Source organism: Rhodococcus sp. WWJCD1 (assembly GCF_002258735.1).
Taxonomy (GTDB): Bacteria; Actinomycetota; Actinomycetes; order Mycobacteriales; family Mycobacteriaceae; genus Rhodococcoides.
Genome location: NZ_NOXY01000008.1, coordinates 141,615 through 160,901 on the forward strand (window position 1 = coordinate 141,615; position 19,287 = coordinate 160,901).

The 19,287-nt window shown below is 63.6% G+C and carries 17 protein-coding genes; 9 read left to right on the top strand and 8 right to left on the bottom strand.

Annotated elements, in window-relative coordinates:
* Positions 1 to 106 precede the first annotated feature (106 nt).
* On the bottom strand, positions 107 to 499 hold the full coding sequence (locus CH286_RS04760; protein ID WP_255182571.1) for a universal stress protein: 393 nt from the start codon (positions 497 to 499) through the stop codon (positions 107 to 109).
* Positions 500 to 612: 113 nt separating this feature from the next.
* On the opposite strand from CH286_RS04760, the gene CH286_RS04765 reads away from it, so the two are divergent.
* From CH286_RS04765 to CH286_RS04775, 3 genes are read left to right on the top strand one after another with little or no spacing between them, the layout of a single operon-like run.
* Positions 613 to 1,602 carry a Bug family tripartite tricarboxylate transporter substrate binding protein gene (locus CH286_RS04765; protein ID WP_094608503.1) on the top strand — a complete coding sequence of 330 codons (990 nt, stop codon included), beginning with the start codon at positions 613 to 615 and terminating at the stop codon, positions 1,600 to 1,602.
* A complete protein-coding gene (locus tag CH286_RS04770) occupies positions 1,599 to 2,129 on the top strand; it encodes a tripartite tricarboxylate transporter TctB family protein (protein ID WP_094608504.1) in 531 nt (176 codons plus the stop codon). The genes CH286_RS04765 and CH286_RS04770 overlap by 4 nt, the downstream gene beginning before the upstream one ends.
* Positions 2,130 to 2,145: 16 nt before the next feature.
* Complete coding sequence (locus tag CH286_RS04775) at positions 2,146 to 3,651, top strand: tripartite tricarboxylate transporter permease (protein WP_094608505.1); 1,506 nt, start codon at positions 2,146 to 2,148, stop codon at positions 3,649 to 3,651.
* Positions 3,652 to 3,744: 93 nt separating this feature from the next.
* Here CH286_RS04775 and CH286_RS04780 read toward each other — a convergent pair whose 3' ends face one another.
* Together CH286_RS04780 and CH286_RS04785 are read right to left on the bottom strand one after the other, a co-directional pair.
* The gene (locus tag CH286_RS04780) at positions 3,745 to 4,818 is read right to left on the bottom strand and encodes an alkene reductase (RefSeq protein WP_094608506.1); all 1,074 of its coding nucleotides are present in this window, start codon (positions 4,816 to 4,818) and stop codon (positions 3,745 to 3,747) included.
* 163 nt (positions 4,819 to 4,981) lie between these two features.
* The gene (locus CH286_RS04785) at positions 4,982 to 7,162 is read right to left on the bottom strand and encodes a glutamine synthetase III family protein (RefSeq protein WP_032376302.1); all 2,181 of its coding nucleotides are present in this window, start codon (positions 7,160 to 7,162) and stop codon (positions 4,982 to 4,984) included.
* 207 nt (positions 7,163 to 7,369) lie between these two features.
* Here CH286_RS04785 and CH286_RS04790 point away from each other — a divergent pair, with 207 nt between their 5' ends.
* Together CH286_RS04790 and CH286_RS04795 are read left to right on the top strand one after the other, a co-directional pair.
* A complete protein-coding gene (locus tag CH286_RS04790) occupies positions 7,370 to 7,837 on the top strand; it encodes an SRPBCC domain-containing protein (RefSeq protein ID WP_032376301.1) in 468 nt (155 codons plus the stop codon).
* Between the two features lie 25 nt (positions 7,838 to 7,862).
* A complete protein-coding gene (locus CH286_RS04795; RefSeq protein WP_094608507.1) occupies positions 7,863 to 8,303 on the top strand; it encodes an SRPBCC family protein in 441 nt (146 codons plus the stop codon).
* 4 nt (positions 8,304 to 8,307) lie between these two features.
* Here the strand turns inward: CH286_RS04795 and CH286_RS04800 are convergent, their stop codons facing one another.
* Positions 8,308 to 9,129 carry a class I SAM-dependent methyltransferase gene (locus CH286_RS04800; RefSeq protein ID WP_094608565.1) on the bottom strand — a complete coding sequence of 274 codons (822 nt, stop codon included), beginning with the start codon at positions 9,127 to 9,129 and terminating at the stop codon, positions 8,308 to 8,310.
* A gap of 136 nt (positions 9,130 to 9,265) precedes the next feature.
* Between CH286_RS04800 and CH286_RS04805 the strand changes: the two genes are divergently transcribed.
* Positions 9,266 to 10,153: a DUF5996 family protein gene (locus tag CH286_RS04805; RefSeq protein WP_032376299.1), complete on the top strand. Its 888-nt coding sequence runs from the start codon at positions 9,266 to 9,268 to the stop codon at positions 10,151 to 10,153.
* A 121-nt stretch (positions 10,154 to 10,274) separates the two neighbouring features.
* Positions 10,275 to 11,627, top strand: coding sequence for an MFS transporter (locus CH286_RS04810; RefSeq protein WP_037154056.1), 1,353 nt, complete (start codon positions 10,275 to 10,277; stop codon positions 11,625 to 11,627).
* 90 nt (positions 11,628 to 11,717) lie between these two features.
* On the opposite strand, the gene CH286_RS04815 is transcribed toward CH286_RS04810, so the two are convergent.
* The 4 genes from CH286_RS04815 to CH286_RS04830 form a co-directional block, all read right to left on the bottom strand.
* Positions 11,718 to 13,160, bottom strand: a complete 1,443-nt coding sequence (locus CH286_RS04815) for a fatty acid desaturase family protein (RefSeq protein WP_032405701.1) — start codon at positions 13,158 to 13,160, stop codon at positions 11,718 to 11,720.
* A 24-nt stretch (positions 13,161 to 13,184) separates the two neighbouring features.
* Entirely contained in the window at positions 13,185 to 14,282 is a 1,098-nt protein-coding gene (locus CH286_RS04820) for a ferredoxin reductase (RefSeq protein WP_032376296.1), read from the bottom strand.
* Positions 14,283 to 14,380: 98 nt separating this feature from the next.
* Positions 14,381 to 15,877, bottom strand: coding sequence for an FAD-dependent oxidoreductase (locus CH286_RS04825; RefSeq protein ID WP_032405700.1), 1,497 nt, complete (start codon positions 15,875 to 15,877; stop codon positions 14,381 to 14,383).
* A 39-nt stretch (positions 15,878 to 15,916) separates the two neighbouring features.
* Positions 15,917 to 16,822 (bottom strand): AurF N-oxygenase family protein, encoded by a 906-nt coding sequence (locus tag CH286_RS04830; RefSeq protein WP_032405699.1) that lies wholly within the window; start codon positions 16,820 to 16,822, stop codon positions 15,917 to 15,919.
* Between the two features lie 151 nt (positions 16,823 to 16,973).
* On the opposite strand from CH286_RS04830, the gene CH286_RS04835 reads away from it, so the two are divergent.
* On the top strand, positions 16,974 to 18,497 hold the full coding sequence (locus CH286_RS04835; RefSeq protein WP_094608508.1) for an adenylate/guanylate cyclase domain-containing protein: 1,524 nt from the start codon (positions 16,974 to 16,976) through the stop codon (positions 18,495 to 18,497).
* 113 nt (positions 18,498 to 18,610) lie between these two features.
* A complete protein-coding gene (locus CH286_RS04840; RefSeq protein ID WP_032405698.1) occupies positions 18,611 to 19,276 on the top strand; it encodes an HAD-IA family hydrolase in 666 nt (221 codons plus the stop codon).
* Positions 19,277 to 19,287 lie beyond the last annotated feature (11 nt).

Genomic DNA, 19,287 nt, shown 5'->3' on the forward strand with positions numbered 1-19,287 from the left:
CTCGCACGTAGTAGCTGTGGTGCGGGGAGCCGTGTCCGGCCCGGGTTTATCGCTGTCCATGATTCCTCGGGGTCGTGTGATGTGAAGTTTGTCCGATACTACCGCGTCATGGTGCCTTCACGACGAGGACGGGAACCGGGCAGTCCAGCAACACTCGCTGAACGGTGCTTCCCATCAGGAACTTGCCCACTGCGGATCGACGCTTGGAGCCGATGACGACCATGCCCGCACCGACGTCGGCAACAAGATCGACCAGTGCGCCGGCCGGGTCACCGCCGTCCGGTTCGACGCGCACGCTCGTCGCCGTTCCGGGGAGGGTTCGCTCCACCTCCGCTTGCGCCGCGCTGCGGTCCTCTGCCGATACGGAATCGCGGTCCACCACGGACAACACGATCAGCTCGGCCTGACGCAGCTCGGCCTCGGCGGCACCACGTCGCAACGCTTCCTGCCCCTCGGGGGTGTTGCTCATCGCTACTGCCACTGCGCTGCCTACCGACACGGTCGTTCCCCTTGCTCGAATCCATCGAAGATCGCCCTCGATGTTGTGAACTGGACTAATAGGACAAACTGTATCTAACCTGACGCTGTGACACACCACACGAAAGGTCTCTGATGGCGATATCGCCCACATTGCTACGAACGGCCGGAGCCCTGGTGGTGGTGGGAGCGGTGACCGTCGCGGGAATCGATGCCGCCAACAGCGCCAGCGGCTCCGACGCCCGCGCCAAGCTCACGTTGATTGCACCGGCCGCCGCGGGCGGTGGCTGGGACCTCGTCGCCCGTGAATCGCAGCAAGCACTGCGCAGCGATGGCATCGTCAACAATGCACAGGTCGTCAACGTTCCAGGGGCAGGCGGAACCATCGGCCTGAGCCAACTCGAGAACCTCAGCGGCCAGCCCACCACCGTGATGATCACCGGCACCGTGATGCTCGGCGGCATCGCCATCAACAACTCCGACACCACTTTGGCCGACACCGTCCCGATCGCAAAACTCGCCGAGGACTTCGAGGTGTTCGTCGTCCCCAAGGATTCACCGATCCAGAATCTCGAAGACATGATCGAGGCCTGGCGGGCCAATCCCGGCGGACTACCGATCGGCGGCGGCTCACTCGGCGGAATCGACCACATCGTCGCGGGCCAGTTGGCACAGGAAGCCGACATCGATCCGGCCGCAATCAATTACATCGCCTACTCCGGTGGCGGCGAGGTACTGACGTCGCTGCTCTCGAACACCGTCGGCGTTGCGGTCAGTGGGTTCAACGACTTCCGTGACCAGATCGAGGCAGGCAACGTGCGTGCACTCGCTGTGGCCGCGCCCGAGCCGCTCGAGGGATTCGACGTGGACACCTTCATCGAACAGGGCTACAACGTCGACCTCGTCAACTGGCGCGGAATCGTTGCACCGCCGGGGATCTCGGACGAGGACCGGCAGACTCTCGTCGACATCGTCACCGAGATGGTCGAGACCGAGCAGTGGGCGACGGCCGTCGAACGCAACCGCTGGAAAGAGTCGGTGGTGACGGGAGACGAGTTCGGAGAGTTCCTCGACGTCGAGCAGGCACGCATCACCGGAATTCTCGAGGAGTTGGGGCTGGTATGACAACGACGACTACCGACACGGACACGTCCCGATCCTTCTGGACGGGCCGCAGTGGACTGATCGTTCCGGCGCTGCTCGTCGCACTCGGAGCATTTCTGGTCTACGGAACCGTCACGATGGAGGTTCCACCCACCGCCACCTCCCCTGGTCCACAGGTCTTTCCGGCGATCGTCGCCGGCGGCTGCTTCGTGGTCGCCCTGTTGGTCACCATCCAACTGATGGTCAAGCCCGACGAGATCGACCGCGGGGTCGACGACGACGGAGTGCCGCACACCGGCACCGTCAGCAATTGGCGCACGCTGTCCATCACCGTCGGATCGGTGGCAGTGTTCATCGCCCTCCTCGACCCACTGGGCTGGGTGCTCGCCGGCGCGCTGCTCTTCTGGGGTGTGTCGGTCGGATTGGGCGGTCGCCGTTACGTGTTCGACGCGGCAGTCGCGCTCCTGGTCTCGAGCACGATTCAGATCGCATTCTCCGCGGGCCTCGGCCTGACCTTGCCCGGCGGCGTCCTCGCCCAGATCTTCTGACGGAGCTGAATTTCCGATGGATTCATTGAGCAATCTTCTCGACGGGTTCGGCACCGCGCTGACTCCGATGAACCTGGTGTGGGTGTTCGTCGGCGCGTTGCTGGGCACCGCCGTGGGCGTACTGCCCGGTCTCGGCTCTGCCATGGCGGTGGCCCTGCTGCTGCCGGTCACCTTCACCCTCGACCCCACTGCCGCACTGATCATGTTCGCCGGCGTGTATTTCGGCGGCCTGTTCGGCGATTCGATCTCCGGCATCCTGATGAACACCCCAGGCAACAGCACGGCCATTGCAGGTACGTTCGAGGGTCACCGCATGGCCAAGAACGGCCGCGCACCACAGGCTTTGGCCACCTCGGCCATCGGTGCATTCATCGGCGGCATCGTCGCGACGACCCTGGTCGTGTTCTTCGCCCCGACGCTTGCCGCGCTGGCGACCAACTTCGGACCCGCCGAATATCTCGCGCTCGCGGTGTTCGCGTTCATCGCGACGTCGGCGGTGGTCTCGGACTCCGCTCTCAAGGGCCTGACCGCACTGCTGATCGGCCTGACCTTGGCCGTGATCGGTATCGACGGCCCTTCGGGCGCTTCACGATTCACCTTCGAGGTACCGGCCCTGTTCGACGGCATCCACATCGTCGTCATCACCGTGGCGATGCTCGCCCTCGGTGAGGTCATCCATATTGCGTCGAAGATCGGACGGCCCGAGGACCGCAGCTTGATCAAGTCGAAGGGACGTCCGTGGCTGAGCAAGGCCGAATTCCGCGATGCGTTGCCGGCCTGGCTGCGCGGCACGGCATTCGGTGTTCCGTTCGGTGTGATCCCCGCAGGCGGTGCCGAAGTGCCGAGCTTCCTGGCCTACGGCACCGAGCGCAGGCTCGATCGCAAGCGTGACAAGCCGATGTTCGGCAAGGGTGCCATTCGAGGCGTCGCGGGCCCCGAGGCGGCCGGAAACTCCACGGCCGGAACGGCGATGGGTGCGCTACTTGCCCTCGGCTTGCCGACATCGGCAACCGCGGCGATCATGCTGGCGGCCTTCCAGCAGTACGGCATGCAGCCCGGGCCGCTGTTGTTCGAGCGCAGCGGCGACATCGTCTGGGCTCTGCTGGCCAGCCTGTTCGTGGCGATGATCGTGTTGTTGATCCTCAACCTGCCGTTCGCACCGCTGTGGGCGCAGCTGCTGAAGATCCCGAAGAACTACCTCTACGCCGGAATCTCGGTGTTCGCAGCCCTCGGCGTCTACGCGTCGAGTGCGTCGATCGTGGATCTGATCTTCATGCTCGGACTCGGCATCGTCGGATTCATGATGCGGCGCTACGAGATTCCGCTCGCACCGGTGTTGATCGCCGTGATCCTCGGCCCGCTCGCCGAGGAATCGCTCCGACGCGCGTTGGCCGTCAGCGAGGGCGACCCGTCGATCCTCGTCAGCAGCGGCATCACCATCGTGCTCTACGCGCTGATGGTCATCGCCGTGGTGTTCTCGATCGTCAGCAAGATCCGCGCCCGCAAAACAGCGGACTTCTAGCAGCGACCGAACTGTTCGCCCACAGATTGTTCACATGCCCACCTGTGACGGTGGGCATGTGAATATCTGATGGGCAAACGTCGAGCGCGTTCCTCAGTGCTGCAGCGCCGGGTAATCCGTGTAGCCCTTGGCACCATCGGTGTAGAAAGTGCTCGGATCCGGCTCGTTCAGGGGCAGATCCTCGCGCCAGCGGTAGGCAAGATCGGGGTTGGCGATCGCCGGACGGCCGACGACGACTGCGTCACCGATGCCGTTGTCGAGCAGCGAAAGAGCCTCGTCGCGGTTGGTGATCTCACCGAAGCCACTGTTAACCAGTACGGCACCACCGAAGGCCTGCCGCAGATCCTGAACCAGCTCGCCCGCCGGATCCTTGTGCAGCACACTGAGATACGCCAGACCCAACGGTGCGATTCGGTCGACCAAGGCGCGATAAGTGGCCCGCACGTCGTCGGTGTCCGTCTCGAGCGCATCCTGAATGTTGTGCGCCGGTGAGATTCGAATGCCCACCTTGCCTGCGCCCAGGGCTGCGACCACTGCCTCGACGACCTCGGCGACGAAGCGCGCACGGTTCTCGGGCGAGCCGCCGTACTTGTCGTCTCGCTTGTTCGATGCCGGCGAGAGGAACTCGTGCAACAGGTATCCGTTGGCACCGTGAACCTCGACGCCGTCCATGCCGGCCGCAATCGCATTCTTCGACGCCTGCACGAAGTCCTCGATCACCGACGGCAGCTCGTCCTCACGCAACGCGCGCGGGGTGGGGTACGCCTTCTTGCCCTCGTACGTGTGAGTCTCGCCGTCGATAGCAATCGCACTGGGTCCGACGACCTCACGGCCACCCGTCGTCGCCTCGTGAGTCACGCGACCCGCATGCATCACCTGAGCGACGATCAGTCCGCCGTCGGCGTGTACAGCGTCGGCAACGTTGCGCCAACCCTCGATCTGCTCGTCTGTCACCAGACCGGGCTGACCGGGGAAGCCCTGGCCCGCGTGGCTCGGGTAGGTGCCTTCGCTGACGATGAGCCCCAGAGACGCCCGCTGCTTGTAGTGCTCGACCACCATCGGACCCGGCACGCCGTCCTTACCGGACCGAACCCGCGTGAGCGGGGCCATCACCAGCCGGTTACCGAGCTTCAGGTCACCGAGGGTCAACGGGGAAAACAACTTCATGGATCTCTCTCCTCACGAGTGCGTGCACAGTCTTTGCCACTGATCACTCGAACGATCGAGATCCATGAAGCTATTCCGATCCGAGAGATTGCTCACGCCGAAAACAACAGTGGTGTGGTTGAGTGCCACAGTCGGCACTCAACCACACCACTGCCGAGCGCACTCAGAGGATGTAGAGCATCTCCTGATACGTCGGCAGCGGCCAGAGATCGTCGGCCACCATTGCTTCGAGTGTGTCCGACGCAGAACGGACCGCAGCCATGGCGGGCAGCAGTTCGTCCTTGGCATGCACGGCCTCGGCCAGAGCTTCGCCACCCGGGTCGGCTTCCAGCGCGCCCTTCAATGTCGCCAATGCTGCGCGCAGCTCCGACAGTGGAGCCGAGACTGCTTGCAGCGCAGTCATGTCCACGTCGTCGACGCCTGCACCCTTGAGCGCGCTGACGTTCTGCGCCAGTTCGGTCTGGTAGCGCACCGCCGCGGGCAGGATGGACGTCTGGCCCATTTCCAGCGTCAACCGCGCTTCGACGAACACCGTCAACGCGTACTGCTCGAGCCCGATCTCGTAACGCGAGTGCATCTCTCGGTGGTTGAACACCTTGTACTTCTCGAACAGTTCCATTGCCGACTCGGAGATCAACTCCGGCAATGCGTCGAGGGTGGTACGCAGATTCGGTAGTCCGCGTGCTTCCGCCTCGACCTGCCAGTTGTCCGAGTAACCATCACCGTTGAACACCACTGCCCCGTGTTCGGTGATGATCTCCGTGAGCAGGTTCTGCACGGCGGTGTCGAAGTCGGTGCCGTCGGCGACGGCAGTTTCGAGGTTGGTCGCCATGTAGTCCAGCGCCTCGGCCATGATCGTGTTGATCGTGACCATCGGACCGTTGACGGTCTGCATCGAGCCGGGAGCGCGGAACTCGAACCTGTTGCCGGTGAACGCGAACGGGCTCGTGCGGTTGCGGTCGCCGGGATCGGTGGGCAGCACGGGCAGGGTGTCGGCACCGATCATCATGGTGCCCTTGCCCTTCGAGGACGTGGCTGCACCCTTGGCGATCTGATCGAACACGTCTGCCAGCTGATCACCGAGAAAGATCGAGATGATCGCGGGCGGAGCCTCGTTGGCCCCGAGACGGTGATCGTTGGTCGCCGACGCCACCGAGGCGCGCAGCAGACCACCGTACTTGTGTACCGCGCGGATGACGGCGGCGCAGAAGACCAGGAACTGCGCGTTGTCGTGCGGGTTGTCGCCGGGAACGAGCAGCGATCCGAGCTCGGAGTTGCCGAGCGAGAAGTTGACGTGCTTACCCGAGCCGTTGACGCCCTCGAACGGCTTCTCGTGGAACAGACACTCCATACCGTGCTTCTTGGCGATCGTCTTGAACGTCGTCATCAACAGCTGCTGGTGATCGGCTGCGATGTTGCCGCGCTCGAACATCGGCGCGATCTCGAACTGTCCTGGAGCGACCTCGTTGTGCCGAGTCTTGGCCGGGATACCGAGCTTGAACAGCTCACGCTCGGTGTCCATCATGAAGCCGAGGACGCGCTCGGGGATGGCTCCGAAGTAGTGGTCGTCGAATTCCTGGCCCTTGGGCGGCTTCGATCCGAACAGCGTGCGACCCGCATTGAGCAGGTCGGGACGGGCCAGGAAGAAGTGCCGGTCGACGAGGAAGTACTCCTGCTCAGGACCACAGAACGAGACGATGTTCTCGATGTTCTCGTGCCCGAAGAGCTTCAGGATGCGCTCGGCATGTCCGCCCATCGCCTGCTGCGAACGCAACAACGGCGTCTTGTGGTCCAGAGCCTCACCGGTCATCGAGACGAACACCGTCGGGATGCACAGGGTATTGCCGTTCGGGTTCTCGAGGACGTACGCCGGGCTGGTGACGTCCCAGCCGGTGTACCCACGAGCCTCGAACGTGTTGCGCAGACCGCCGTTGGGGAAGCTCGACGCGTCGGGCTCGCCCTGGATCAGCGTCTTGCCTGCGAATTCGGCGAGTGCGCTGCCGTCACCGACGGGGTCGAAGAAGCTGTCGTGCTTCTCGGCCGTGAGCCCGGTGAGCGGGTAGAAGACGTGCGCGTAGTGCGTCGCACCCTTCTCGAGGGCCCAGTCCTTCATCGCCGACGCCACCGCGTCGGCGACCATGGGATCGAGCTTCTTGCCCTTGTCGATCGTCGCCATCACGGACTTGAAGACCGATTTGGGCAGACGCTTCTGCATGACGACCTTGCTGAAGACGTTCTCACCGAAGATCTCGCCCGGCTTCTCATCTCCGACGAAGCTGACCGCAGGCGGCACATACGCCTCGACGTCTTTGATCGCCTGCAGGCGTACGGTATTTCCACTCATGGCTACCCCTTGACAAGGTGCTGCTCCACAGCTGGATTTTGCGGAGTCCGACCCGGCGACTGTACGAACGCGACGTGGCGGTCGTGTTTCGTCGTTGTGTCCACTGCGATGCAAAACAGACGGGGAGGCAAAAACGGCGATCGGAGTTTCTTTCCCCGCAGACGGGGGTAACTCCGTAGCCGGCATAAACAACTGAAAGGCGTGTCCATGACCGACGAGTTGACCGTCCGGCGCGTGATCGACGCTCCCCCCGCCTCCGTGTTCACTGCGCTCGCCAATCCCGAGGTCCAGGCCGCGGTCGACGGCTCGGAGATGCTGCGCGGCGCGATCGACCCGACGCCTCTGCGCGCGGTGGGCGACACCTTCGCGATGGATATGTACCAGCCGGAACTGGGCGAGTACGTCATGGAGAACACCTTGTTCGTGTTCGAGCAGGACCGACGCATCGGTTGGATTCCCAATCGCCAGGGCATGGAACCTCGTGGCACGCGGTGGTCCTGGGAGCTCGAGGAGGTCGCCGACGACCGGACCGCGCTGACGCAGGTGTACGACTGGTCGCGCGTCACCGACCCGGAGTTCCGCAAGATGGCCGGGTTTCCTCGGGTGACCGAGGACCAGATCGTCGGCACCATGCGCCGGCTTGCCGACCACCTCGGCGTCCCGCTCGAAGACTGACCCCCAACGACAGGAAAGAACTCTCATGGTCGACGTCACCCGCACCTTCACCGTCGCTGTTTCGATCGAGAAGGCGGCCGCATTTCTTCGCGACTTTTCCAATGCGCCGTCGTGGGATCCCGGAACCCAGAGCTGCACACAGATTTCGGACGGGCCGGTCGCCGTCGGAACGCAGTGGCACAACGTCTCGAAGCTGTTCGGTATCACCACGGAGTTGACCTACACCCTGGTCACGGACGAGCCTGATCACATCGTGCTCGAAGGCGAGAACAAGACGGCCACCAGCGTCGACGACATCACGCTGACGGCAGAAGGTGACGGATCGACTCGGATCGACTACCACGCGCAGGTCGAGTTCAACGGTGTCGCAAAGGTTGCCGGTCCGTTCCTGAAGGCGGGTTTCGAGGCGAAGGTCGCGCCGGACACCGTGGAGAAGATGACCGAGGCGCTCGAGCGGCTGAGCTGACGGCTTACTTGCGCGCGACGATCGTGAAGTTGTCGGCCGAGCTCGTCTCGGTATCGGCCGCCACGATCGAACCGTCGTCGGCGAAGATCTCCACGATCGTGAAACCGGCACCCGACACCAGCGACCGCACGTCCGACAAAGTGGTGAAGTGCATGAACGGCGCGAAATCGTGTGCAGCGAGCGGAGCGACGGCCCAGGATCCACGATCGTCGACGCGGGATCTGGCCGACCACCAATTACGGACGCTGCGAACGACACCGGCAGGATCGAGCAGCCTCCGCCCGATTGCCGTCACTGCCCGTTTCGGCGAGAAACTGAATCGCTGCGTAGGCCTGCTCAGTTGAAACGGCTTCTCTCCGAACGACGGTCCGTTGCGGTTGAGGGTGGAGAACACCAACACTCCGGGATCGGCCAGCAGGCGACAGAATTCTGCGAGTACCCGGCCCCGCTCCTGGTGGGTGACGGTGTCTATTCCGTTGTTGCTGAACACGATCAGGCCGAACTGGCCGTCGACGAAAGCCGTCAGACTGCGCGCATCGGCCACATGCGCCTGCAGGTCCGGGAAATTTCGACGGAACGCATCGATCATGTTGGGCGCGTAATCGATCGCTACATAGCGATCGCTCACGAGTCGGAGCAGAGCCGTGGTTCGCCCACTGCCGACGCCGACGTCCAGCACCGGTGTTCCGCGCGCAACCGAGGCCGCAGCAACCAGCGCCGCCGCTTCCCCACGGTCGAGAAATCCATCGGTGGGGCCGGCGTACTCCTCATAGGCTGCGGCTACCCGAGCATTGTCGAACACATCCCGGTTGTGGTCTGTGGACATGCCGATCACCTCTTCTTCCCTGACCGCTGCCACACGCGCCTCGCCCCTGGGATCAGACGGTACCGGCGAATCCTGAGGCTCGCCTGAGGTAGCACAGCTATGGCCTTCCCCCCGGCTGTGTGTGCATCATCGACGCATGACAACTTCGTACGACGCGTGGCCGGAACTTCCGATCGAGAGCTGGTCCGACACTCGCGACACGGTGCATCTATGGACCCAGATCGTCGGCAAGACCCGAATGGCACTGTCGCCGGCACTCAACCATTGGTGGGGAGTCGCGCTGTACGTCGATGCATCCGGACTGACGACATCGCTGATCCCACTAGGCGACCGCGGGCTCGAAATTCGTTTCGACTTCCTCGCCCACCGACTGGTACTGGCCACCACCGATGGTCAGAGCCGGACCATGAAGCTCGAACCCCGCACCGTCGCAGACTTCTTCGCCGAATACACCGACCTGCTCACGCAACTCGGGGTCGACGCGACGATCGTGGGAAAGCCTGTCGAACTGCCGCACGCCACCCCGTTCGCGGAGGACGTCGAACACGCCTCCTACGACTCGGAGGCGATGGAGAGGTTCTGGCGTGCCCTCGTCAGCGCACATCGCGTGTTCTCCGAGTTTCGCGCCGACTTTCGCGGCAAGTCCAGCCCCGTCCATTTCTTCTGGGGCGCTTTCGATCTCGCCGTCACGCGCTTCTCGGGTAGGTCTGCCCCACAGCATCCCGGTGGTGTTCCCAACTGTCCGGACTGGGTGATGCACGAGGCCTACAGCGACGAGGTCTCGAGCGCCGGCTTCTGGCCGGGCGGGGCAGCGGAGGGCGCGTTCTACGCCTACGCCTACCCGAATCCGGACGGCTACGACAGCCATCCGGCCGTCACTGCTCCCGCGTACTTCGATCGCGATCTCGGCGAGTACGTCCTCCCCTACGAGGCCGTGCGCACCGCCGAGGACCCCGATGCGCTGCTGCTCGCCTTCCTCGAGAACACCTACCGCGCCGCCGTCGAGACTGCCCACTGGCAGTAGGTCGGAGAGAGGTGGTCGCCGTTCCCCCCATCCGGGGGTATTCCGCGGGTGACCCGGATCACTACCGTTCGTCGCATTCGGTATCGCACATTCGCCCGATACCCGACAAAACGGAGGAACCATGACCGCTGTCTCGCCCGGAGATCCGGGTGTCTCGACGCCGACCAGACCGGCGGTGCAGTCCAAGACCAGTGTCAGACGGGTCGCTGTCGCCAGTGGAATCGGTACGACGATCGAGTTCTATGACTTCTTCATCTATGGAACCGCTGCCGCATTGGTTTTCCCGACCATCTTCTTCCCAGCGCTCGGCAACACGGCCGGCACCGTGGCCTCGTTCGCGACGTTCGCAGTCGCGTTCATCGCCAGGCCCGTCGGTGCCGTGCTGTTCGGACACTTCGGCGACCGCATCGGTCGCAAGAAGACGTTGATCTCGACGCTGCTGCTGATGGGAGTATCCACGTTCGCCATCGGCCTGCTGCCCGGTGCCGAAACGATCGGCGTGGCTGCTCCGATCATCTTGGTGCTGCTCCGGTTCGGGCAAGGGTTTGCCGTCGGCGGTGAATGGGCCGGCGCGACATTGCTGACGGCCGAGTACGCACCGCCGGGCAAGCGCGGCTTCTATGCGATGTTCCCCCAACTGGGACCATCGGCCGCCTTCATCTTCTCGAGCGCGACGTTCCTGGCGACGGGACTGCTACTGGGCGATACCAACGAGACGTTTCTGAACTACGGTTGGCGAATCCCGTTCCTGCTCAGCGCCGTCCTGGTACTCATCGGCCTCTACATGCGGTTGGCCATCGAGGAAACCCCGGTCTTTCGGGCCAACAAGCTCGCCGAGGAGCAAGCTCCGGCGACATCGGCACCGACCAAGCTGCCGATATTCGACGCGTGGCGTATCCAGAAGCGCGAAATCATCACCGCTGCAGGTGCATTGGCGTCACTCTTCGCATTCTTCTACATGGGGACCGCCTACCTGACGAGCTACGGCACCAAGACCCTCGGGTTCGACCGTCCGTTCGTGTTGGTCACCGGGATAGGCGCTGCGGTAATCTTCGGAGTCGCGATCGCGCTCTCGGCGACCTACTCCGATCGCGTCGGGCGGCGGCGAGTGATCATGGCGGCGTGCATCGTCGCGGTGCCGTGGTCGATAGCGCTGTTCCCGTTGCTCGACACGGGCTCACCGGAAGCGTTCGTGATCGGTATGTGCGTGACGCTCGCGATCTTCGGCGTTGCATACGGACCGACCGGCGCACTCCTCCCGGAACTGTTTGAGACTCGATTCCGTTATACCGGAGCAGGTTTGGGTTACAATCTCGCCGGAGTTCTCGGTGGCGCGATTCCGCCGATGCTTGCCGCACCGCTCACGGCCGCGTTCGGCAGCATCTCGATCGGCGTGATGCTGGCCCTGCTGTCGGTGCTGAGTCTGGTCTGCACCAAGCGATTGATCGAGACCAAGGATGTCGACATGGCGTGAGGGCCCACAACCCGACCGCCAACATCGAAGAACCGCGGCCACCCGGTGATCGGGTGGCCGCGGTTCTTATCGGCTCTCTACGGACGAAACTCAGTCGTCGCCACGGGGCGGCGGCTGAACATCGACCCCGCCGGAGTTGTGTTCCGGTCCCGCCGCAGGATGCTCTGCCGGCACGCGACCGCGAGTCTTGGCGGCCTCGCTGTCCTTGGTGGCACCCTCGGCGAACTTGCGACGCCAGCTCTCCTCGGGCCGGTAGGGGCCCGGCTTCGGCCGAACCTTGCCACCGGGGAAGGCCAATCGCGCGATGGTCCGCTGGACCATGCCCCACTGCTGGAAGAACGGTCCGGTGTTGTAGGGCAATTCGTAGCGCTCGCAGATGTCCTTGATCTTCGGCGCGACGTCCGAGTACCGAGTGCTGGGCATATCCGGGTACAGGTGGTGTTCCACCTGGTAGCTCAGGTTGCCGCTCATCAGGTGGAACAGTGGTCCGCCGTCGATGTTCGCGGCTCCGACCAACTGACGGACGTACCAGCCACCGCGGGTCTCGTTCTCGACCTCTTCCTGGCTGAAGGTGTAGGCCTGATCCGGGAAGTGACCGCAGAAGATGATTGCGTTCGACCAGACGTTGCGGATGATGTTGGCGGTGAAGTTGGCGGCCACCGTCGAGAGGAACGTGCTCTCGACACCGCTGAGCCGACTGTCCAGCAGCGCCGCGGTCCTACGATTCTTGCCGAACCGAGCTGACCCACGCAGCTTGGACGCCAGCCGAGACCTCTTGCTCTCCGGCAAACGACCGCCCGAGGCGAGCTGAGCCAACGCGAATGCTCCGGCACTGATCAGCGGCCAGCCCACGTAGTCCTTGACGAACTGCTTACGAGCCTTGACGCCGATGCCCTTGAGGTCCTCGACGAGTTCCTTGACCGGCTTCTCACCGCGGCGAATCGCCTCGATGTCGAGGTCGTGCAGAGCGACGCCCCACTCGAAGAAGGCCATCAGCAGAACGTTGTAGAACGGCTGGGCCAGGTAGACGGGACTCCACTTCTGACGTGGGTCGATACGCATGATCTCGTAACCGAGATCCTTGTCCTTGCCGCGAATGTTCGTGTACGTGTGGTGCACGTAGTTGTGCGAGTGCTTCCACGAGTTGGCGGTGGACGCGGTATCCCAGTCCCACACCGACGAGTGGATTTCCGGATCGTTCATCCAGTCCCACTGGCCGTGCATGACGTTGTGGCCGATCTCCATGTTCTCGAGGATCTTTGCGATCCCGAGGCATGCGGTACCGGCCAGCCACGCGGGCTTGCTGGTGGAACCGAGCAACAGCACGCGGCCGGCGACCAGCAGCTGACGTTGGGCTGCGATCACCGATGTGATGTACTTCCGGTCCTTGTCACCGAGGCTGGCGTACACCTCGTCGTGAATGGCGTCGAACTCCTTGGCGAGTTCGGCGATCGTCTCGTCGCTCAGGTGCGCCAGCGGGTTCACCGGCTCATCGGTGTCGGTGACGCGCCTCGTGGTTTCGTCGATAGACATACATTCCCCTGTTCGAATGGAAGATCAGAGTTCGATTTCGATGTCGCCCTCAGCGGTGTTGACACAGATCCGAACCGCTTGCCCCGTAGGTTCGGAGATATCCCCGTTACGTAGGTCACGTAAACGCCCCTTCTTCAGGGTACCTACGCAGGTGTGGCAGATGCCGATGCGGCAGCCGAACGTCAGATCCAGTCCGGCTTCCTCACCCGCGGCGAGAATCGTTGTGGCACCGTCGCATTCGACGTCCTTCTTGCTGTTGAGGAACTTGACGGTGCCGCCCTCACCAGCGTCGTCTCCGCCGCCGATGACCGGCTGAAAACTTTCGTAATGGAATCGATCCGACTCTCCCTGGTCCTTCCAGTACGAGCGCAGATCGTCCAGATGTTCGCCCGGACCGGAGCAGAACGACTCCCGCTCACGCCAATCCGGGACCAGTTCGTCCAGTTCCGACGCCTTCATCCGACCTTCGTCACTGGTGATGCGTAGCTTCACCGTCAGCCCGTCGTGCTTGGCTTCCAATTCCTCCAGCGTGTCCGCGAACATCAACTGTTCACGGTTGTGCACCGAGTGCACCACAACCACGTCACGGACCTGGTCGTGATGGTCGAGGGCGCGCAACATGCTGATGATCGGCGTGATGCCGCTGCCTGCGCTGATGAACACCATCTTGTCCGGAACCGGACTCGGCAGAGTGAATTCACCCTCCACCTCGCTGAGGCGCACGATATCGCCGGTCCTGATGGTGCCCACCAGATACGGCGAGACCGTGCCCGACGGCACCAGCTTGGGGCTGACGCTGACGAGACCGTCGACAGGGTCGGGATCGGATGTCAGCGAGTACGCCCGCCAGTGGTACCGACCGTCGATGAGTACTCCGAGTCGGACGTACTGCCCGGGCGTGTGGCCCTGCCACTCGAAACCCGGACGGATGTACACCGAGACGGCCTCCGACCCCTCGGGAACCACCCGCTCGACCTTCCCCCGAAGTTCGCGAGTGGTCCACAGCGGATTGATCATCGACAGGTAGTCGTCAGGCCGGAGCGGATTGAACAACGATCGGACTGCGCGCAGCATCGTCCGTCTTACAAAAGAAACCTGGGGCTTGGCCCCCCGTTCAGCCATACTCAACGGTAACTCCGAGAAGCTCGCCGTGCGTACGAATCGCGCAGACTCGAATCAGACTGCTACACAAAGTGAACAGAACACGGAGTTACCGCCGGTCAGCGCGCTCGCGAGACTCGATCACCGAGAGCGGCGCTCACTTTGCCATACCAGCCGAGCGGACGAGCCGGGCCTCGCGTCGGGACGTCCGCGAGCAAGGCCTCGGCCGTTTCCTCCGCGTCGATCTTGTTGTCGCCGATGCCGCCCGTGGCACCTCGTTTGGCCCATCCGACCACATAGCTGCCCGGAACCGGAGTGCCGTCGGCAGCGGTGATCCGTCCGCCGTCGTTGCGAATGGTGCCGGTGATGTCGTCGAACGGGACGCCCGGCGACGGAGTTCCGCGATAACCGATCGCGAGCAGAACCAGCTCCGTCGACAGAGTGACCGCGTGTTCACCCACCCCCACCTCGATGGACTCCACCGAGCCGTTTCCGTGCAGGGCGGATGGTGCCCGCCCGAACGCGAAGACGATGCGACGCCCTCGAGCACGCGAGCCGAGATCGACGCGCTCGGCCCCGGCCAGCGCCGACGCCGAGGCAGACAGCGGCAATCGATCGATAGCGTCGACAATTCCGTCCGGTCCTGCCACCACCACGTCGACGTCCGGTCGATCGACCAACGCCTTGCACTCGGAACGCGTGAAGGCCGCGAACTCGGGGCCACGGCGCGCGAGAACAACGACCTCGGTGACGCGGTGTCGACGCAATTCGGCCAGTGCATGCGGAGCGATCTCGGTACCGTCGAGCCGATCCGGGTCTGCGGTGAGGATGCGCGCTGCATCGAGTGCGACGTTCCCGTTTCCGATGACGGTCACCCGCTCGACGCCGGTGAGGTCGATCGCGTCGGCCGGGACGTCGGGATGCCCGGTGTACCAGCCGACCAGGGTGCGTGCGCTGACGGAATTGTCGAGATCGATACCGGGGATGTCGAGCGCTCGGTCCTTGTCGGCACCGACGGCGTAAACGACGGAGTCGAACTTTCGAGCCAACTCCACGTGATCGACGTCCTTACCGACCTCGACGCCGAGCTTCATCGTGACCCGAGGATGCGCGAAAATCCCCCGGAAGTGCTCACTGATGCGGCGGGTGCCGAGGTGATCGGGAGCGACGCCGTAGCGCGCGAGACCACCCGCGGTGTGCAATCGGTCGTAGAACGTGATCCTGGTGCCCGGCACCCGCAACAGGGCTTGCGCCGTGTAGCAGGCGGCCGGTCCGGTCCCGACGATGGCGATGCTGACCGGCGGCAGTTCGTTGACCGTCGACACCGGAAATTTGGGCTCACCCCACTCCGCTACTGCAGGCTTGTCGCGGTAGTAGTCGGCATTGATGTCGGCGTAGATCTGCTGATCCGGCGTCAAGCGGGACACGCGCGTGATCGCGTCCACCGGGCACGCGTCCGCGCAGGCCCCGCAGTCGATGCACGAGCGCGGATCGATGTAGAGCAGCTCGGTCTTACCGAAATCCGGCTCGTCGGGCGTGGGATGAATGCAGTTGACCGGGCACACCGACAGGCAGGATGCGTCGTTGCAACAGTTCTGCGTGATCGCGAACGGCATGGGTTTCTCAGATGTCCTTCACGGCCTCGAAAAGAGTGGTCAGAGCATGTGCAGACGACGGTAGATCATCTCGGCCGGCTTGGTGACCAAACCGCAGTCGAGGAGAAATGCCATCAGATGCTCGCTCGAGGTGCGCATCATCGTGTGGTGATGAGCGTTGTTCTTCGCTTCTTTCACGGCGCGGTCGACATCGAGGCCCGCAGCTGCGTAGACCTCCTTGTTGACCATGTTCGACACGATCAGGCGGGCAGCGATCGCGACGACCAACGCGCTGGCCTTACGGCGAGCCGGGCTCTTCCCCTCGATGTCTTCACGCATCTGTGCGCGCGCGAAGGTCATGTGTCGCGATTCCTCGACGACGTGGATCTTGCTGGTGGTGCGCACGAGCGGCAACACGTTCTCGCCGCGCATCCAGTCGCGCTGCATGACGTCGAGAACTTCTTCGGCGACGAGAATGCCGCCGTAGGCCACCTCGGCCGATGCAAGAGCCTTGAAGCCACGGCCGAGTTCGATGCTCGATCGACGAGGCAGGTAGGCCTTGATGCCCATCTTCTGGCAGGCGCGAGCGAACATGATCGAGTGACGGCACTCGTCCGCGATCTCGGTGAGCGCGAACTGGAAGTCCGAGTTCGAGGAGTCCTTGCAGTACTGATCGCGCAGAACCATCTGCTGCAGGATCATCTCGAACCAGATGCCGGTGCTCATGATCGAGCAGACCTCGTGGCGAGTGAGCGTGATGCGCTGCTCCTCGCTCATCTCGTCCCACAACTTCGTGCCGTAGAGGGTGCTCCACTCCGGGTTGAGGCCGTAGAGGGAGGGATCGAGATCGGCCTCCCAGTCGACCTCCTCGGCCGGGTCGTACGAGAGCTGGGCGGCTGAATCGAGCAAACGCGCCGAAACATCCTCGGGCTCGAGAACGTCGTTCCTGGAGAGTGTGCTGGTCATCGCCGTCGTTCCTTTCATCGTCGAACAGGAGTGATTAGCTGTTACGGAGATTACCAGGTACTTGCCGACACAGATAGTCGCTCGGGCGAAATCTCTCCGATTCTTTTTCTGGCCCCTAGAGTTCGAGCGACCACAGAACGGAGATTCACCGGTGACCGCAGCTCTACGCGCCGCCCTCGACCGCACCCCGATGCGGCTCTATGCGGCAGGCATGGTCTCGGCCAACGCCATCGGCGCAGTCATCGTGTTCGTGCTGGCCCGCTTCATCCTGCCGCTGCCGGTCGGCTCCGAGGAGATCCTGTCCGATCGCAACTACCTGGCGTTCTTCGTGTATCTGCCGGTCGCGATCGGCATCGGGATCGTGCTCGGACTCCGCGTCGCCAAGCCGCTCGTGCTGTGGCTGCATACCGGCGGTACGCCGTCGGAGGACACCGCGATCGCCATCGTGCGACTGCCGCTGCGTCAGCTCGGTGTCCACGTTCTGCTGTGGGCCCTTGGTGTCGCCGTGTTCGTGGCGGTCAATGCGTCGGCAGGCGCAGCGTTGTCGATCATCGTCGCCATCGCGGTCAGCTTCGGCGGGTTGGCGACCTGCTCGTTGGGCTATCTGGTTGCCGAACGAACGCTCAGGCCGGTCACCGCCGCGGTGATGGACGTCAGTGAGGTCACCGACACGGTCGCGCTCGGCGTCAAGCTGCGTGTCGTCCTCATCTGGGTATTGAGCACGGCCATCCCCATTCTGGGTCTCGGTCTCATCGGGCTCGGCAGATTGATCGACACCGTCATCCCACCCGAGGTCGACCTGTCTCCCGCGATGGTGTCGCTGTCCGCTATCGCCCTGGTCGTCGGATTCGGCGGCATGTTTCTGGTCGGACGTTCCGTATCGGACCCGCTACAGCAGGTCAGCTCCGCCATGCAACGCGTCGAAGCCGGGGCGACGGACACCCGCGTCGACGTCTACGACGCTTCCGAGATCGGCCGTTTGCAGAACGGGTTCAACAAGATGGTGGTCGGTCTCGACGAGCGCGAGCGACTGCGTTCTCTGTTCGGCAGGCACGTGGGCCACGACGTGGCGCAGCGGGCATTGGCGAGTGCTCCGCGCCTCGGCGGCGAGAACCGGACGGTCGCCGTGCTGTTCATCGACCTGGTGGGTTCGACGGCAATGGCCGAGCGAGAGACCGCGGAGGCAGTGGTCGATATTCTCAATCGGTTCTTCGCAGTGGTAGTCGAACACGGCGAACGTAACGGCGGCTTCGTCAACAAGTTCGAGGGCGATGCCGCATTGCTGATCTTCGGCGCTCCGGTCGATCACCCCGATCCCGCCACGGCGGCACTGCGCACCGCACGCACCCTGGCCGTCGCCCTCGCCTCCGACGGCGGCTTCGAAATCGGCATCGGCGTGACGTACGGGCCGGTCATCGCAGGCAACATCGGAGCCGAATCCCGCTTCGAGTACACCGTCATCGGTGACACCGTCAATCAAGCGGCCCGGCTCACCGATCTCGCGAAAGACGACCCGAACACCGATGTGCTCACGTCGTCGGTCGTGCTCGATCACGCAACCGCGGGCGAGAGGAAGCACTGGAAAACAGGTGGCTCCGTGACGCTGCGTGGACGCTCCACACCCACGGTACTGGCCGCACCCGTCCATCGGCACGGACCGCCCGCCGCACCGTAGAAATTCGAAGGTTTCCCGTTCGGTGCCGATGGGGCATACCCCCCGAACCAACTCACCCATCGCGCATGCCGAGACATTGACTGGTACAACGTCTCTCGCTCCGAAAGGCACCCATGTCCGCAATTCTGTTCGGCTCGATCAGCACGCTCGTCGACACATCCGAACTGCAACGTCGCTCGTTCAACGAGGCCTTCGCAGCCCACGATCTGAACTGGAACTGGTCTCGTGAGGACTACCGTTCCATGCTCGGGTCGAACGGTGGTGCCGACCGGATCAGCGAATATGCGTCCGATACGGGCACCGAGGTCGACGCGGCCGCAGTGCACGCCACCAAATCGGAGATCTTCCAACGGTTGATCGGCGAATCCGACGTGAAAACGCGTCCCGGCGTTGCCGATACGATCGACTCCGCCAAGGCGAACGGCATCAAGGTGGGCTTCGTGACCACCACGTCCCGCGACAACATCGATGCATTACTGGCGGCCCTGAGCCCGGAGCTCACCGCCGACTCCTTCGACGTCATCGTCGACGCATCCTCGGTGGACGCAGGCAAGCCCGATCCCGCGTCCTACGAGTTCGCTTTGAAGACGTTGGGCGAGAACGCATCCGACAGTGTGGCCATCGAGGACAACGCCGGCGGCGCGGCGGCGGCAGCAGCCGCAGGCATCACGTGCGTCGCATTCCCGAACGAGAACACTGCAGGCACCGAGTTCGGCTCGGCCACCGACACCGTCGATGCACTCGATCCCGAGCGCGTGCGCGCTCTGATCTCAGCCTGACCCTTCATCCA

Coding starts and splice junctions, on each gene's coding strand:
- CH286_RS04810 (WP_037154056.1), top strand. CDS start 10,275: ATGACCGCTGTCTCGCCCGGAGATCCGGGTGTCTCGACGCCGACCAGA.
- CH286_RS04800 (WP_094608565.1), bottom strand. CDS start 9,129: ATGTCCACAGACCACAACCGGGATGTGTTCGACAATGCTCGGGTAGCC.
- CH286_RS04820 (WP_032376296.1), bottom strand. CDS start 14,282: ATGGCTGAACGGGGGGCCAAGCCCCAGGTTTCTTTTGTAAGACGGACG.
- CH286_RS04805 (WP_032376299.1), top strand. CDS start 9,266: ATGACAACTTCGTACGACGCGTGGCCGGAACTTCCGATCGAGAGCTGG.
- CH286_RS04830 (WP_032405699.1), bottom strand. CDS start 16,822: ATGACCAGCACACTCTCCAGGAACGACGTTCTCGAGCCCGAGGATGTT.
- CH286_RS04775 (WP_094608505.1), top strand. CDS start 2,146: ATGGATTCATTGAGCAATCTTCTCGACGGGTTCGGCACCGCGCTGACT.
- CH286_RS04765 (WP_094608503.1), top strand. CDS start 613: ATGGCGATATCGCCCACATTGCTACGAACGGCCGGAGCCCTGGTGGTG.
- CH286_RS04780 (WP_094608506.1), bottom strand. CDS start 4,818: ATGAAGTTGTTTTCCCCGTTGACCCTCGGTGACCTGAAGCTCGGTAAC.
- CH286_RS04815 (WP_032405701.1), bottom strand. CDS start 13,160: ATGTCTATCGACGAAACCACGAGGCGCGTCACCGACACCGATGAGCCG.
- CH286_RS04785 (WP_032376302.1), bottom strand. CDS start 7,162: ATGAGTGGAAATACCGTACGCCTGCAGGCGATCAAAGACGTCGAGGCG.
- CH286_RS04840 (WP_032405698.1), top strand. CDS start 18,611: ATGTCCGCAATTCTGTTCGGCTCGATCAGCACGCTCGTCGACACATCC.
- CH286_RS04770 (WP_094608504.1), top strand. CDS start 1,599: ATGACAACGACGACTACCGACACGGACACGTCCCGATCCTTCTGGACG.
- CH286_RS04795 (WP_094608507.1), top strand. CDS start 7,863: ATGGTCGACGTCACCCGCACCTTCACCGTCGCTGTTTCGATCGAGAAG.
- CH286_RS04790 (WP_032376301.1), top strand. CDS start 7,370: ATGACCGACGAGTTGACCGTCCGGCGCGTGATCGACGCTCCCCCCGCC.
- CH286_RS04825 (WP_032405700.1), bottom strand. CDS start 15,877: ATGCCGTTCGCGATCACGCAGAACTGTTGCAACGACGCATCCTGCCTG.